The organism is Longicatena sp. (assembly GCF_982403165.1).
Genome location: NZ_CEVYEL010000033.1, coordinates 1 through 15,717 on the forward strand (window position 1 = coordinate 1; position 15,717 = coordinate 15,717).

General features: G+C 38.9%; 12 protein-coding genes. 2 read left to right on the top strand and 10 right to left on the bottom strand.

Annotation, left to right across the window (positions count from 1 at the left end; translation table 11 throughout):
- From rlmD to htpG, 3 genes are all read right to left on the bottom strand, one after another.
- Positions 1–1,375, bottom strand: a 1,375-nt coding sequence (rlmD, locus tag AC1VS3_RS08395; protein ID WP_481275586.1) for a 23S rRNA (uracil(1939)-C(5))-methyltransferase RlmD, incomplete at its 3' end; no start/stop codon positions are given.
- Positions 1,369–1,983 (bottom strand): HAD family hydrolase, encoded by a 615-nt coding sequence (locus AC1VS3_RS08400; protein ID WP_008689168.1) that lies wholly within the window; start codon positions 1,981–1,983, stop codon positions 1,369–1,371. The genes AC1VS3_RS08400 and rlmD, both read right to left, overlap by 7 nt.
- Positions 1,984–2,158: 175 nt before the next feature.
- Entirely contained in the window at positions 2,159–4,093 is a 1,935-nt protein-coding gene (gene htpG / locus AC1VS3_RS08405) for a molecular chaperone HtpG (RefSeq protein ID WP_008689171.1), read from the bottom strand.
- Between the two features lie 239 nt (positions 4,094–4,332).
- Between htpG and proB the strand changes: the two genes are divergently transcribed.
- Positions 4,333–5,133, top strand: a complete 801-nt coding sequence (gene proB / locus AC1VS3_RS08410) for a glutamate 5-kinase (protein WP_008689172.1) — start codon at positions 4,333–4,335, stop codon at positions 5,131–5,133.
- Positions 5,130–6,371, top strand: coding sequence for a glutamate-5-semialdehyde dehydrogenase (locus AC1VS3_RS08415; protein ID WP_008689173.1), 1,242 nt, complete (start codon positions 5,130–5,132; stop codon positions 6,369–6,371). The genes proB and AC1VS3_RS08415 overlap by 4 nt, the downstream gene beginning before the upstream one ends.
- Before the next feature lie 347 nt (positions 6,372–6,718).
- Here AC1VS3_RS08415 and AC1VS3_RS08420 read toward each other — a convergent pair whose 3' ends face one another.
- The 7 genes from AC1VS3_RS08420 to AC1VS3_RS08450 all read right to left on the bottom strand — a co-directional run bounded on the left by AC1VS3_RS08420 (position 6,719) and on the right by AC1VS3_RS08450 (position 15,715).
- Entirely contained in the window at positions 6,719–7,675 is a 957-nt protein-coding gene (locus tag AC1VS3_RS08420) for a sodium:calcium antiporter (RefSeq protein WP_008689174.1), read from the bottom strand.
- 197 nt (positions 7,676–7,872) lie between these two features.
- A complete protein-coding gene (gene rnc, locus AC1VS3_RS08425; RefSeq protein WP_008689175.1) occupies positions 7,873–8,556 on the bottom strand; it encodes a ribonuclease III in 684 nt (227 codons plus the stop codon).
- A 165-nt stretch (positions 8,557–8,721) separates the two neighbouring features.
- Positions 8,722–10,731 (bottom strand): ATP-dependent DNA helicase RecG, encoded by a 2,010-nt coding sequence (recG, locus tag AC1VS3_RS08430; RefSeq protein ID WP_008689176.1) that lies wholly within the window; start codon positions 10,729–10,731, stop codon positions 8,722–8,724.
- Positions 10,732–10,852: 121 nt separating this feature from the next.
- Positions 10,853–11,380 (bottom strand): GNAT family N-acetyltransferase, encoded by a 528-nt coding sequence (locus AC1VS3_RS08435; protein ID WP_481275587.1) that lies wholly within the window; start codon positions 11,378–11,380, stop codon positions 10,853–10,855.
- Between the two features lie 60 nt (positions 11,381–11,440).
- The gene (locus AC1VS3_RS08440) at positions 11,441–12,283 is read right to left on the bottom strand and encodes a radical SAM/SPASM domain-containing protein (RefSeq protein WP_008689178.1); all 843 of its coding nucleotides are present in this window, start codon (positions 12,281–12,283) and stop codon (positions 11,441–11,443) included.
- 237 nt (positions 12,284–12,520) lie between these two features.
- Positions 12,521–15,094, bottom strand: coding sequence for a calcium-translocating P-type ATPase, SERCA-type (locus AC1VS3_RS08445; protein ID WP_008689179.1), 2,574 nt, complete (start codon positions 15,092–15,094; stop codon positions 12,521–12,523).
- A 171-nt stretch (positions 15,095–15,265) separates the two neighbouring features.
- A complete protein-coding gene (locus tag AC1VS3_RS08450; RefSeq protein ID WP_017144613.1) occupies positions 15,266–15,715 on the bottom strand; it encodes a hypothetical protein in 450 nt (149 codons plus the stop codon).
- Positions 15,716–15,717: the final 2 nt, after the last annotated feature.

Sequence of the window (15,717 nt, forward strand, 5' to 3'; positions counted from 1 at the left end):
TCTCTATCGTGTCATCTGGTTTTTGTTGGGACAAAAGAACAACCGTCTCCACATGAAACGTATTCGGAAACATATCGACACCATACAGTACATCCCCCACATAGCCATATTTTTGAAACAGCTGCAAATCGCGTAACTGCGTTTGTGGATTACAAGAAATATACAGCACCTTTTTAGGACGAATGGTCGCAACACTGCGAATAAACGCTTCACTACTGCCTGAGCGCGGTGGATCTAAGATTACAACATCCAAACGTTCTTTTTTCGCAGCCATCTTCTGCATGAACTTACCGGCATCATCGCAAACAAAACGAATATTACGAATTTGATTCAACTTCGCATTATTCTTAGCATCCTCCACTGCATCCTTATTCAGCTCCACACCAATGACCTGCTTAGCAAACTGTGCTGCATACATGCCAATCGTTCCAATCCCACAATAGGCATCTAAAACCGTTTCTTTGCCTGTCAACTGTAACAGCTCCATACCTTTTTTATACAACACTTCACATTGCTCATGATTAATCTGATAGAAAGATTTTGCCGATATGCGAAACTGTAAGCCACATAAGGTATCTTCAATATAACCCGGACCATATAAAATACGTTCCTGTTCACCTAAGACAATGCTCGTCTTACGTGTATTCACATTTTGTACAATGGTCGTTATCTGCGGATGCTTTTTCAATAGCTCCTGCACAAATGCCTTACGTGCTGGGAATACCTGCTGATTGATGACCAGTACCACTATGATCTGCTTACTAAGCATACCATAACGTATGACAACATGACGAAGTAACCCTTTTCGCTTATCCTCATCATAAGGTTCAATGCGCAGCTTTATCATCAATGCCGTAATCGTATGTAAGATAGCATCACAGATTTCCGGATGCAGCAAGCATTGTTCATAAGGGATAATATGATGTGAAAATTCTTCATAAAAGCCTGCCTGCAGTTTCCCTTGTTTATCCTTTTGAAAACCAATGATCATCTTATTGCGATAATGATATGGGTGTTTCATTGTGGCAATTTCCTCTGCCTTGATGTGCAACTGTTTGTTTTTTGCACACAACTTCTGTAAGTAGGATAGCTTCTGGTGCTTTTGCCCCTGCGCACTCATGTGCATTAAATGACAGCTGCCACAACGCTCATAAATTCCACAAACCGGTTTTATGCGTTCCTTATCTTTCTGAAGAATTTCGATAACATTTGCACTATAACCTTCTTTCAAACGCTTTTGTATTTTCACCTTAACTTTTTCTTTCGCCAATACATGACGTACAAACACCTTATCCTTGCCAGCCATCAAAATACCATTGCTGGATTCATCTAAATAAGCAATCGTTCCGGTTAGGATTTGTCCACTTCTTAACATACCTTCTCTCCTTCCAGCAATTCTTTTAGTTCCTGTAAAGCTGTCTGAATATCACAAACAACGATTCCTTGCATACCTAAGGAACAAGCTTTTTCAATATTTTGTACTCCATCATCTAGAAATACACAAGTTGCCGGTTCTAAATGATAGCGTTGCAGCAGCTCTTCATACATCGCCGCATCTGGTTTGATGGTATGCAGCTCATAAGATAATACCGCACCATCTGCATAGGCAAAGAAATCCTGCGTCTTTTTCAGATAATCTGCGCTATCCTGACTGATATTTGATAACAAATAGATGCCATAGCCTTGCTGTTTTAACTCCTTCATACAAGCTAAGGTTTCCGGAATTGGTTCCATCAGCTTTAGCCAATGTGTCAGCATATGATCCATTTCTTCATGATACTGTGGATACGCCTGATGATAGATCTCATACAGATCCTTTCGCAACAGAATACCTGCATCATACTGTGACCAAGCCTCATGTGAAAACATCAGTTCACATAAGGTACGCGTTTTGGTTTCTTCTTTAAAATACTTTAGAAAATAAGTATAAGGGTCAAATGTCACTAAAACATTCCCGATATCGAAAATAATATTTTGTATCATCGCTAAAGCCTCCATCATGCTCTCATTATACTATAGTCCACAAGGTGAAGAAAGCAAAATTGTCTATCCCCGACATATCTTTTCACAGACGAAAAAAGACTGGTCTTGTGTTTCCCCACACAGCCAGTCTTCTTCTAAATAATACTTTCTTAATGATTCACTCTTATCGACGATCTTAATTTGCTGCTTTAACCATAAACTCACAGATTTTTCTTGAGAATTCTGCTGGATCATCAATTGGGAATCCTTCAATCAACAATGCCTGATCATACAGTAATTGTGCATAATCCTTTACCGCATCTTTATCTTTCGCATACACATTTTGTAAGGCGGTAAAGATTGGATGGCTAGGATTGATTTCCAGTATTCTTGTGGCTTTCATGCCGTATGGATTGCCATCTGGCATTGCGCTTAACACCTTTTCCATCTCAAAGGACATACCTTCATCGGCACTTAAGCATACCGGATCATCTACTAAACGTGTACTCAGTTTGACTTCTTTGACTTTTTCACCTAAAGCCTCTTTTAAGCCATCAAGCATATCCTTGCTTTCTTCAGCCTTCTTTTCCAGTTCCTTCTTTTCTTCTTCACTATCTAAGTCTAAATCTCCCTGTGAGATATTCTTAAAGTTCTTTTCCTTATAGTTCATCAAAGACTGTAAGACAAATTCGTCCACATTATCTGTCAAATACAAGATTTCATAGCCTTTCTCTTTGACCTTTTTAACAATTGGCAACTGGTCAATCTTTTCTACCTTGTCACCACTGACAAAGTAAATATCTTTTTGCCCTTCTTCCATATGGTTGATATACTCGTCCAGTGTAATCAATTTCTTTTCCTTGCTGGAATAGAACATTAATAAATCCTGCAGCAATTCTTTATGTGCGCCAAAATCATTGTATACACCAAACTTGATCTGTACGCCAAAGTTCTGCCAGAATTTCTCATATTCTTCACGTTCGTTTTTCAGCATCAGCAACAGTTCTGATTTGATTTTCTTTTCAATACGGTTTGCAATAACTTTTAACTGACGATCATGCTGCAACATCTCACGGGAAATGTTCAAAGACAGATCCTGAGAATCTACCAAACCTTTCACAAAACGGAAATGCTCCGGCAGTAGTTCTTCTGCATTATCCATGATAAAGACACCGCGGCTATACAGCTGTAAACCTTTCTTATAATCCTGTGAATAGTAATTCATTGGTGTCTTACCTGGAATGAACAATAAGCTGGTAAAGGATACCGCACCCTCTACACTGAAATGGATGACTTTTTGGGGATCGGTATAGTCATTAAACTTACTCTTATAGAAGTCATTGTATTCCTCTTCCGTGATCTTTGCTTTTTCACGTTTCCACAATGGAATCATAGAGTTCAATGTTTTTTCTTCCATCACAGTTTCATATTTTGGTTCTTTTTCTTCTTCGCCTTCTTTTGTTTCCTCTTCCACACGGCGCTGTTCTTCCACCATCATCTGAATAGGATAACGGATATAGTCAGAATATTTTTTGATCAGACGTTCAATTTCATACTGCTGCATGTATTCATCATAGTTTTCATCATCACTGTTCTCTTTCAGATATAAAGTGATTTCAGTACCACAGCTATCCTTTTCACATGGTTCAATCGTATAGCCATCAACTGCATTGGAACTCCAGATATAAGCTTCTTCACTGCCATATTTCTTTGAGATGACATCAACTTTTTGAGCAACCATGAAAGCGGAGTAGAAACCAACACCGAACTGTCCGATGATATCTACATCATCCTGTTTTTCCTCTTCTTCTAATTCCTGCTTGAAGGCCAAAGAGCCACTCTTCGCAATTGTTCCTAAGTTTTCTTCCAGCTCTTCTTTATCCATACCTAAACCATTATCACGAATGGTTAAGGTACGAGCTTCCTTATTTACTTCCAGATAAATGTGGAACTTATCGCGTTCGACATCGCTCAGATTTTCACTTAAAGATTTATAGTATAATTTATCGATTGCGTCACTCGCATTGGAAATCAATTCACGTAAGAAAATTTCTTTATGCGTGTAGATAGAATTGATCATTAAATCTAACAGACGTTTTGATTCTGCCTTAAACTGTTTCTTTCTAGCCATTGCAAATTACCTCCCATTTAGCACTCTTTTACTAAGTCTGCTAATAGTATAAATCTTTTCTTTAGCACTGTCAACACCCTAGTGCTAAAAAATCTTGCTTCTCTACATGCAGGTGGCAAGGAATCGTATATGGGGTTGTCCTTTTTGTTTTGTTCTATCTAAGTAACTAAGAAATGTTTGCTTGTTTTCTGTTTCTCGTCTATAATATAAGAAACAATTTACAAAGGGGTTGTAAAAAAATGAAAGAAATGAAAGATGTGCGCAGAATTGTTGTGAAGGTAGGCTCTTCCACCTTAACCCATCCACAAGGAGGACTTCACTTTCAGAAGATTGATCAGCTTGCCATGGTATTGAGTGATATCAAAAATAGTGGCAAAGATGTCATCTTAGTGAGTAGTGGTGCTGTGAGTGCCGGTGTTGCGAAATTGCAAATGCGTCATCGCCCCACTTTGATGAAAGAAAAGCAAGCAGCAGCTTCCGTAGGACAGAGTGAATTGATGTTTATCTATGATAAATTCTTTTCCCAATACGGTCAAACCATTGCACAGCTGCTGTTAACAAAAACCATAACCCATAATGAAACTTTACGAATAAATGCCGTTAATACGTTAGAAACGCTGTTATCTTATGGTGTCATTCCGATCGTCAATGAAAATGACAGTGTCGCAACGGATGAAATTGCCTATGGTGATAATGATACGCTAAGTGCCGTGACTGCTTATCTTACAAATGCCGATTTACTTATTTTGCTATCTGATATTGATGGCTTGTATGATGATAATCCTACCCTTCATCCAAATGCCAAGCTGATTCCTGTCGTCAATCACATCAGCGAAGAAATTCAGGCAATGGCAAAGGGCGCCGGCAGTAAGCATGGAACCGGTGGTATGGTGACAAAACTATATGCTGCACAATATGCTGGTGAACATGGTATTCCGATGATCATTGCCAATGGCAAGCAACCATCAATTTTATATCATATCTTAAAAAATACGTATCGTGGTACGTTATTTGATTTAAAAAAGGAGGAGAATTTATGACGTTAGAACAATTGGCACAGAAAACAAAAGCTGCTTCCACCGCAATCATGAATGCGGATACAAAACGCAAAAATCAGCTCTTAGCAACCATCGCAAAAGGTTTAGAAGAACATATGGCAACCATTTTAAAGGCGAATCAAAAGGATGTCGAAACAGGCAAAGTGAATGGCATGCCAGCTGGTTTGTTAGATCGCATGATGTTGAATGAAGAACGCATGAAACAGATGATCAAAGGCATTGAACAGGTTATCGCCTTACCTGATCCAATTGGCGAAATACGTGCTATGCATACAAATGAAAATGGTTTACAAATTGGTAAGATGCGTGTCGCCTTAGGGGTTGTCGGGATGATTTATGAAGCTCGTCCAAATGTTACCGTAGATGCGGCCATTCTTTGTTTAAAAGCAGGCAATGCCGTTATGTTAAGAGGTTCTAAGGATATTTTGGAATCAAATAAGAAACTCGTTGCCATCATGCAGGAAGCACTTATGAGATGTGGCTTTGATAAATATACCATTGCTTTATTAGAAGACACCTCCCATGCATGTGCAACGGCATTCATGCAATTAAATGGCTATTTAGATGTCTTAATTCCCCGTGGTGGTGCCGGACTGATTCATAATACGATGCAGCATGCAACCGTTCCGGTATTAGAAACCGGTACCGGCAACTGTCATGTTTATATCGACGCGGATGCTGATCTGCAAAAAGCGATGGATATTGTTATTAATGCGAAGACTTCTCGCACGTCGGTATGCAATGCCTGTGAAAGTATTTTGATCCATCGCGGCATTCGTGACAGCTTCATTCGCTCTTTATTGCAAGAATTATCAAAGTATAATGTTAAGATTCATGGCGATATGACCATTTGTGAGTTGCATCAAGAATGCATTCCGACAACCCAAGAGGACTATTACAAGGAATATTTGGACATGGAGGTTTCGATAAAAATGGTAAACAGCTTAGCCGAAGCCATAGCCCATATCAACACTTGCAGCACGCATCATAGTGAAACGATCGTATCTGAGAATTATACGAATGTGAAAAAGTTTTTAAAAGAAATTGACAGTGCCTGCGTGTACGCCAATGCCTCCACAAGATTTTCCGATGGCTTTGCATTTGGCTTAGGTGCCGAAATCGGTATCAGTACCCAAAAGCTGCATGCCCGCGGGCCGATGGGATTAGAAGCTTTAACGAGTGAGAAATATATCATTCTCGGTGATGGACAAGTTCGCTGATGAACGTAACAAGAAATATGCAATTTTCGACAATTTTCACGCAAAATCATCCAAATAGTTTCACAAAATTTCAAAATACTTCTATAAGGAATGAATTTCTTTTTCTATCCATCCTACACATAATACGAAACATTTAAAAAAGTTATAAAGAGCTCTAATGCAAACAAAGAACTATTTCAATAAATGAAGAGAATTTGCCTTATGAAATACGCTCAAAAAGATACCATCAAAAAGGAAGGACTATAACCTATGCCTATGCATACTGACATGTCAAAACGTAGTCCTTCCTTTTTTAATATTTTTAAATTTTTTATGTGCCAACAGTTCTGCTAAGTATAAATTCTCTTCTACATGGATAAGGCGATACTCAGCACGTAAGATACTAAGATCAACACACTACATAACAATACTGCTCCGCGATGTTTTTTTCCATAAATAACACCTAATGTTGCCAGCATGGAAAATGCCCCAAAACCTAACAAGTTCAAAACTTGTGGCTCATTCACATAAATACCACCCTTGACATAAAGCACATCCGCAAAGCATAAAATGATAAAATTAAACAAATTGCTTCCCACAATATTGCCAAAAGAAGCATTAAAGTTCCCAATACGTACCAAATTAATGGAAGCACTCAACTCAGGTAATGAAGTTGCCACTCCAAGGAAGATAGCACCAGCCACCGTAGCTCCCAACTGCAATTCATTCGCAATCTTATCTGTTACTTGGGTTAATAAGATACTTACAACAACCAAAGCAACACTGAAGATGATAAAACGCAAAGCAATTTGTTTTACTGTTAATGAAATATACACATCCTCCACATTGTCTCCACTTTCATCATGTTTCATGAACTTCACATTCACAAGATAAACAATCAGAATGAGAACCGACATCAAATTTACCTTTAAAAAGCCAATTCCTAGTTCATAAGGATAAAAAATGGCTATAAAGACACAGGCGTACATGACGATGCCATACCATAACGTCTTAGAATGGGAATTTGACAGTGTTGCACGTTGATAGCGTTTGCTGGTAAACAGCATCAATCCGCCAATCACACAAAGGTTAAAGATATTAGAGCCAAGCACATTCCCCTGCACCAGATCAGGCTGATCTAATGCCAACACAGCAGTTAATGAAGTGAATAGTTCAGGCAGTGAGGTGACTGCTGCCAGCATGACTCCCCCGATAAAAGCGCCGGATAAATTGGTCTTTTTATCCAGGCAATCCACATAATAGGATAGTCGGACAGACAAATAAACAACCAGGATCGCTAATACCAGATATTCAATATATATCATACATTCGTTTCCTTTCTTATTTTCAGCTTTTTTATGATACCTTCCCTTACGAAAGAAGTCAATAGCCTTTCTGGGAAAACACCATCCGTTTCCGGCTTGTAATCATTCTTGTAAAAAAACAGAAACACTTTAGGTTTCTATTTCATGATTTATCCTTTTTTAGTCGTAGGAACACGTTTACTAAATCACCTACAAAGTTATTTCACCATTTTTTCAAAAGCATCCTTGGCAGCCATTTGCTCAGCCCGCTTTTTGGAAAAACCCTTTCCTCTTCCTAACGTGATATCATCCAACATCACAGCTACTTCAAATTCCGGCTTATTGCTAGGTCCTGACACATGAATGGTTTCATAGTGGACCGTCTTGCGTGAATCGGATTGGATATATTCTTGTAATTTTGTTTTATAGTCAATGACCTTCTCACTTTTTGGTTGTGTGATGGCTGGCGTAAGTACCTCTTCTAAAATAACATTAATGCTGTCCATCCCGGAATCTAAATAGATAGCACCTAATACTGCTTCAAACATATCCGCCAGTATGGAATCACGTTCTCTACCACCAGTCTTTTCTTCTCCTACCCCAAGCAAAAGATAACGACCTAAGCCTAATTTGCGATTATATTCCGCTAAAGCCTCCTCACATACCAATTGTGCACGCAAGGTGGTCATCTGCCCTTCACTTAATTCCGGTGTCAATTTAAACAACTTGGTTGTTGACCATAACTGTAAAACCGCATCCCCCATAAATTCTAAACGCTCATTATCGTGGGCAAAGGTCTTATGTTCATTCACATAAGAAGAATGAACCAGTGCCTGACGTATTAATTCCTTATCTGTATATGGAATTTTTTTGCTTTCTAACCAATCAAAAATCGTATTCATATCATTTCTCCTTCTTATATACCCTATTTAAAGTCACCTTTGCTTTTCATGAGTATGATCTTTCCTTTTATTAGTAAGCAATCACGAATCCCTTATCTAAAACGAAACATCATACCAACTGCCATTGTATGATCAAAAGCGCGGTCACACCGCTATTATATCACACTAATCCAAATATGTGGCACGCGCAATGGTCATATCAATATAATTTTTTATCTGTTCATAACCAGGATCATGGATGTGCTTTAATAATGCTTGTGCATCTTCTCTGGCAACCTCTAAAATATTTGCATCTTGAATAACATCCCCTAAAATAAATCCCGGAACACCACTTTGCCGTGTCCCTAAGATATCTCCCGGACCTCGCAATGCCAGATCATAACGCGCAATCACAAAGCCATCATTTGTTTTCTCACAAACCTTTAAACGCTGTAGGCTATCTGGATCTTTTGAATCACTTAATAAAAAACAATACCCCGGTTGACTGCCGCGTCCCACACGTCCGCGGAGCTGGTGAATTTGACTCAAACCAAAACGATGTGCATCATAAATAACCATTATATTGGCATTAGCGACATCCACACCCACCTCAATAACCGTTGTTGATACTAAGATTTGCAAATCCCCCTCTACAAATGCTTTCATTACAGCATCTTTCTCTTGCGCACTCATTTTTCCATGGAGCAAGCCTATCTGATAACGTCTTCCTAAGGAAGCCTGCATGCCTTGATAGATATCTGTGACATTACGCATCTCATAATCTTCATTTTTCTCAATGGCCGGGCAGACAACATAACACTGATTGCCTTCATCAATTTTCTCTAACACAAAATCTAAAATACTACTCATGGATCTTGCGTGCACCAGCTTTGTCGTGATTTTTTGACGTCCAGATGGCAATGTCTGAATCGTGGATACATCCATGTCGCCATACAAAGAAATGGCTAATGTTCGCGGTATTGGTGTAGCACTCATCAATAAGAAATCAACCTTATCCCCTTTTTCTAACATTTTCTTTCGCTGGGCAACCCCAAAACGATGCTGTTCATCCGCCACGACCATACCCAAATCATGAAACTCTACACCTTCTTGAAACAAGGCATGCGTTCCTACAAGAATATCAATTTCATTTCGCGCTAAACGCTCTAAAATATCTTTTTTCTCTTGTGTCTTTAAGCTGGCATACAATACCTCAACCTGAATTTCATAATCGTGAAAGATTTTCTTCAAATTGTTTCCATGCTGTTTCGCTAGGATTTCCGTCGGTGCTAAAAAAGCTGCCTGCTTATGTGCTAATACACAGGCATACATGCCAAAAGCCGCCACCAAGGTCTTTCCACAGCCTACATCTCCCTGCACCATACGATACATGATGTGATCACTCTTCAAATCGGCTAAAATCTCTTCGATTGTTTTGATTTGATCCTCGGTCAAAGAGAAAGCTAAGGTTTTTTGCAGATCCATGACTTCCTCATTATCAAATCGCTTTTCATGTCCATGTACCACTTCTTTTTCCTGTACCTTTAAAGCTTGCATCGTGATTTGGAATTTTAAAAACTCTTCATATTTTAAATGGCGCAGGCTCTGTTTTACCGCCTCCATATTTTTGGGATGATGGATGAAATACAAGGCCTGCGAACGAGAAATTAAGCGATACTTCTGTAAGTATTCCATGGGCAGAAATTCTTTAATGCTTTCTTGTTGCGCTAGCCATGCCTTATCAATGTATTTACGGATATCTTTTTGACTGATTCCCTCTTTTACATTATATACCGGGAAAATACCAAGCTGTTCCTGTAATGGCTGAAAATTATATTGCAATGCCGTCATCCGTGAACCACCTTCATATTTAGCGATAAGTGTAATTGTTTTTCCTACCGTAAACGCTGATATCCAAGGGCGATTAAAGATAGCGATATCCAATTCTTCCTCTTCATATAGAAGTTTAAATTTTGTGACACTCTGTTTGCCTTTCAAGCGTATTACTCTGGCACGATTTAAAATCACACCTTCCAATGCGATTCGATCTTCTTTTTGCCATTCCTTACGTGGTTTCGTTTCTACGCTTTCATAACGAAACGGATAATACGTTAAAAGATCCATGGCATTTTCAATTCCCATGGTATGCAAAAGTGCTCTTTTTTTCTCTGATATTCGCAGTTCCTTCAGTTCCATATGTCACACCCTAACTGATTTTCATTATATAATAGGTTCTGAAAACATTCAAACAGAAATATCCTTCCCCTTTACGATCGTATCGCACGATAGCATTTCTTCTTATTATCTTTATCTTTTATTAAAGTGATGTTTCCATCATCCTTACCTGATACTTCCCCATATCCATTTCTTCTTTCGTAAAATGAAATCCCAACTTTGTCCAAAACTTTTCGGCCACGACATTTCCCTTAATGCAGCCCAAACGCGCATACTTAGCAGAAAAACACTGATGCAACAGCGTCTTCATCAATGTCTGGGCAAACATCGTACCTTGATACTTTTTGTGAATCATAAACCATCCGATATACAAACAATCTTCATTGGGATAGTCAACAATAGCATCCAAAAAACCTAACAATTCCTCCTGGTGATAAAAACCAAGAAAGTACTTATCCTGCATGCTTTTCCCCATAGGTAAAGCAGTTAAATCTTCTTTCAATGAAGCTTTCGTTGGTTTGCTTTTCATACAAGCAAAATAATAGGGATTGCTGATACAGATGGCATACATAGCATCTATATCTTTTTCACTCAGTTTACAAACCTTAATACCATCCTGATACGGTGGAATCGTTATTATGCTTTGGAAACAATGCTCTTTATTTTTCATGATATACCTCCATTGGCCATTTTTTTAGTTTCTCGTTATTCGCTTTACTTTCCTAAGATATCATAGAAATCTTAAGCGATACGTGCAATGCTGACACAACGCTTCCTCTACTTGATGTTTTTGAAAGCCCTCCAACATCTTTAAACAGCGTTTCGATGATAAGATTTCTTCCAAAGGGGTCTCAAATAAATTCCCCAAAGCAATATCTCCTTTACTGTCTAAACAGCATGGCACTAGTGTACCATCCACCAATACCCCACACATGCTTTTCATACCTAAACAACTTCCTGTCTTCGACACAAAAGGATTCATCAAAGAAGGCCAAGTAAAGATATTCTCAAAATGCAGATGAATATGATCCGCTAAATCAAAACGATGCATTCGCTTAATCATCACATCTTCTAAGTTCTTCTGATATTGTTTTACTACGGTCGTTAACAGTGTTTGTGTTTCTTTGCTTAACTTTTCATCTTGTATGCTCCATAAACGATAGTTCACATGTATACCACAGGCTGCTAGCTTTTCCGCACATTCCCATATCGTCTCTAAATATCGTGGTTGTTCATGCTGAGGAAAGCTGTGCAAGGAGATATTTAATTGTCGGATACATTGGGAAGCACATAAAGCATCCACTTGTTTTTTTAATAAAGTTCCATTTGTCGTCAGGATGACCTCCATATCATTCGCTTTGCATATCTGTAAAAAAGCGGGAAGATCTGGATGGGACAGCGGTTCCCCTAATACATGCAGATAAACATGTCTTGTGACACTGCGTACCTCCTGAATGACATGCGTAAATTCTTGTATATTCATCCTGCGTGGCTGTCGCTGATTTTGAATACAGAAGCTGCAGGCAAGATTACAAGTGTTGGTAATTTCGATATAGACTCTCTTAAATCGCATAAACGCTCCTTTTTTTCTCTTATTTTACCACAGCTGATAAAACAAAGAAATAAGAAAGCTATCTTCGCTTTTGTTAGCAAATCTACTTTTTCTGCAAAAACATAAAAGGAAGTAAGAAAATCCCATCTTCGTAGGTACACATTTACTCATTCTTGTATCTTCTTTGATGGGATCCTATCAATGCTTTTAAACTTCCATATTTATTCAACAATCACTTTCTGCCTATAACCTGTTTTCTTATTTATCCTTCGCGAACCATTTGCTAGCTTCATTAATGAAAATCACACTGGCACTTAAGCCAAACACCAACCCCCAACTCATCATATCTAACGGTACCGTTTTTAATATAAAATTAAAGATCGGCAACTGACATACGGCGATCTGCAATGCTGTACTAAACAAGAACGTCAAGATTAACCATTTGTTCTTAAATAAACCGACGGCAAAGATAGAATGGGTACGGCTGCGCAAATTAAATGCATGGAAAAGCTGTGATAAAGACAATACCATAAATGCCATTGTTTGTGCTTTAGCGGGACTGCTATTTAATCCATAACGGAAAGCGACTAGTGTAATGGTACCGATAAACATACCATTTAAAATGGTAAACATCCAACCTCCATGGGCAAACAAACTCTCTTTTGCATTTCTTGGTTGTTGCTCCATGATATCCCATTCCATAGGATCTACACCTAAAGCAAGTGCAGGGAAAGCGTCCGTAATCAAATTAACCCATAAGATCTGGATAGCACTTAAGGTTGATACCACATGTGGCATGCATAAAATGGCTAAAAATAATGACATAATTTCTCCAAGGTTACAACTTAACAGATAAAGAATCGCTTTTTGGATATTTTCATAGATTCCTCTGCCCTCTTCCACAGCTTTCACAATGGTCGCAAAGTTATCATCTGCCAAGATCATATCACTCGCCTGTTTACAAACATCGGTCCCTCCCTGTCCCATAGCGATACCGATATCTGCCTGTTTCAAGGAAGGCGCATCATTGACTCCATCTCCCCCCATGGCTACCACCATATCATTTTGTTTAAAAGCCTGAACAATGCGTACTTTATGCTGCGGTGTCACGCGGGCAAACACACGATATCCTTTTACACTGGCACACAGTTCCTCATCACTCATCGCATCTAACTGATTTCCGGTAATCACTTCTGTCTCTTGTTTGGCAATTCCAAGTCTGCGGGCAATTGCTAATGCGGTTAAAGGATGATCTCCGGTGATCATCGCCACACGGATACCGGCTTTATAACATCGGGCAATAGCATCTTTAACTTCTTCTCGCGGTGGATCCATTAAACCAACAAAACCAATGAAGCACATCTTATTCTCAACATCATCTTCATAAGGCGATTTCAATGTTTTTCTTGCTAATGCCAAGACCCGCTGTGCATCTTCACTCACTTGACGGCTGGCTTCTAAAATGCGCTGCTTTTCATAATTTGACATGCGTACTGCCTTGCCATCCTGCCAAACACTGGTGCACATCGCTAAGATCTTTTCCAATGCTCCCTTCGTATAAGCAACAACTTCTCGCTCATGCTGATGGATTGTCGTCATTCTTTTTCGATTAGAATCAAAAGGAATTTCATTGACGCGGACATATTTCATATCCAAGTCCTTCTTATGAAAGCCTTGTTTTTCACCAAAGCATAACAATGCTGTTTCTGTTGGCTCTCCTAATACTTCATTTTGCGATATACTGGCATCATTGCAAAGCACCATACCTTTCAATAATTCATCATTTACTTCCTGCAACATGCCATTGGCATAACTGCTGACCACATGCATCTTATTCTGTGTTAAAGTTCCGGTCTTATCACTACAAATAACACTAACAGAACCCAATGTTTCTACCGCATGCAGTTTGCGCACGATGGCATTTTGCTTACTCATGACCTGAACGCCTAATGCTAACACAATGGTGACAACGGCTGGTAAGCCTTCTGGAATAGCCGCCACTGCCAAAGAAATGGAGAGTAGCAGCATATCAAAAAGATTTCGCCCTTGTAATATGGCAACCACAAACATGGCCGCACAAACTCCTAACGATAGCATTCCCAAAATCTTTGATAAATGTGCCAACCGTTGCTGCAAAGGCGTCATATCCTCTTTTGTTTCATCCAGCATGCGGGCAATCTTGCCAACCTCACTGTCCATCCCACAGCGAACGACCATCCCTTGTGCTTTACCATATGTAACATACGTCGACATGAACACCATGTTGCGCTGATCCGCGATATGCATCTCATCCGGATAGACAATATCTGCCTGTTTTTCAATAGCCTCACTTTCCCCAGTTAGCGTGCTTTCTTCCACCTTTAAATTGGTACTGGTGAGCAAACGCATATCGGCAGGTATATAACGACCTGCTTCCAGCTCTACAATATCTCCCACAACTAAATCTTCGGAATTGATTTCTTTCAAATAGCCATCTCGCAGGACATACGCTTTTGGCTCTGATAACTTTTCCAAAGCATCAATCGCTTTTTCTGCTTTAAACTCTTGAATGACACCAATGATTGCATTTAACACGATCACAACCAAAATGATACAAGCGTCCATATATTCCTTTAAAAATATAGATACGATTGCCCCAATAATCAATATAATGACCATTGGATCCTGAAATTGTTCCAGAAACATTTGTAAGAGCGTTACTTTCTTTTTCTTATTTAAAATATTTTTCCCTTGCTCTTTTTGTCTTCTTTGTGCCTCTTCTTCACTCAATCCTTTATGAAGATCACTTTGACAAGCTGTTTCTATCTCCTGAATCGTCTTTCGATACGGCATACGATCCCTCCTTCAGTTACACCTTATGATGCTTTCATGCATGCTATGTACACTTCGTCAAAACATGACAAAACTACTGAAAAAAGGTGTTTTCACATAGGAAGAAGGCGCAAGTGAGTTCTAAAGAAAAAAGTATAAAACAACCGCAGCTATTTCATACTTTCTTATTATTTAATTTATTTCATCTTTCTTTTTCTTCATGTCAAAGATTTTATCTTGAATGGCTTTTTCTAGTTCTTCCACCAGAAAATCAAAATTTTCTTCCTCATGATGATCCACAAACATATCCAGATAAATCCGTTTCGCTTTTTTTTCTTTTTCATCAAATTCCACGCAAGTACCCGAATATGCATGCTGAATTGGATAACCCTCAATGGCCGCATACCCAGTATGCAAGGTTCCACAAATTCCATCCACATCAAATATTGCTGGACTGCGAACGATGGAAATATTCTTACATTCTTCAAGGAACTTACGGTATCGTCCATTCTCCTTATGAGCTGCACTCACCAAAATCAATTTCACCTGATTTTTACGTAAATGGCACAAAAAGCGATGACGAATTTCTTCTTGAAATGCCCCGGCTTCAAACATAGCATCATCTATGTAATAAAACTTCATCA

Coding starts and splice junctions, on each gene's coding strand:
- recG (WP_008689176.1), bottom strand. CDS start 10,731: ATGGAACTGAAGGAACTGCGAATATCAGAGAAAAAAAGAGCACTTTTG.
- rnc (WP_008689175.1), bottom strand. CDS start 8,556: ATGAATACGATTTTTGATTGGTTAGAAAGCAAAAAAATTCCATATACA.
- htpG (WP_008689171.1), bottom strand. CDS start 4,093: ATGGCTAGAAAGAAACAGTTTAAGGCAGAATCAAAACGTCTGTTAGAT.
- AC1VS3_RS08415 (WP_008689173.1), top strand. CDS start 5,130: ATGACGTTAGAACAATTGGCACAGAAAACAAAAGCTGCTTCCACCGCA.
- AC1VS3_RS08420 (WP_008689174.1), bottom strand. CDS start 7,675: ATGATATATATTGAATATCTGGTATTAGCGATCCTGGTTGTTTATTTG.
- proB (WP_008689172.1), top strand. CDS start 4,333: ATGAAAGAAATGAAAGATGTGCGCAGAATTGTTGTGAAGGTAGGCTCT.
- AC1VS3_RS08450 (WP_017144613.1), bottom strand. CDS start 15,715: ATGAAGTTTTATTACATAGATGATGCTATGTTTGAAGCCGGGGCATTT.
- AC1VS3_RS08435 (WP_481275587.1), bottom strand. CDS start 11,380: ATGAAAAATAAAGAGCATTGTTTCCAAAGCATAATAACGATTCCACCG.
- AC1VS3_RS08445 (WP_008689179.1), bottom strand. CDS start 15,094: ATGCCGTATCGAAAGACGATTCAGGAGATAGAAACAGCTTGTCAAAGT.
- AC1VS3_RS08400 (WP_008689168.1), bottom strand. CDS start 1,983: ATGATACAAAATATTATTTTCGATATCGGGAATGTTTTAGTGACATTT.
- AC1VS3_RS08440 (WP_008689178.1), bottom strand. CDS start 12,283: ATGCGATTTAAGAGAGTCTATATCGAAATTACCAACACTTGTAATCTT.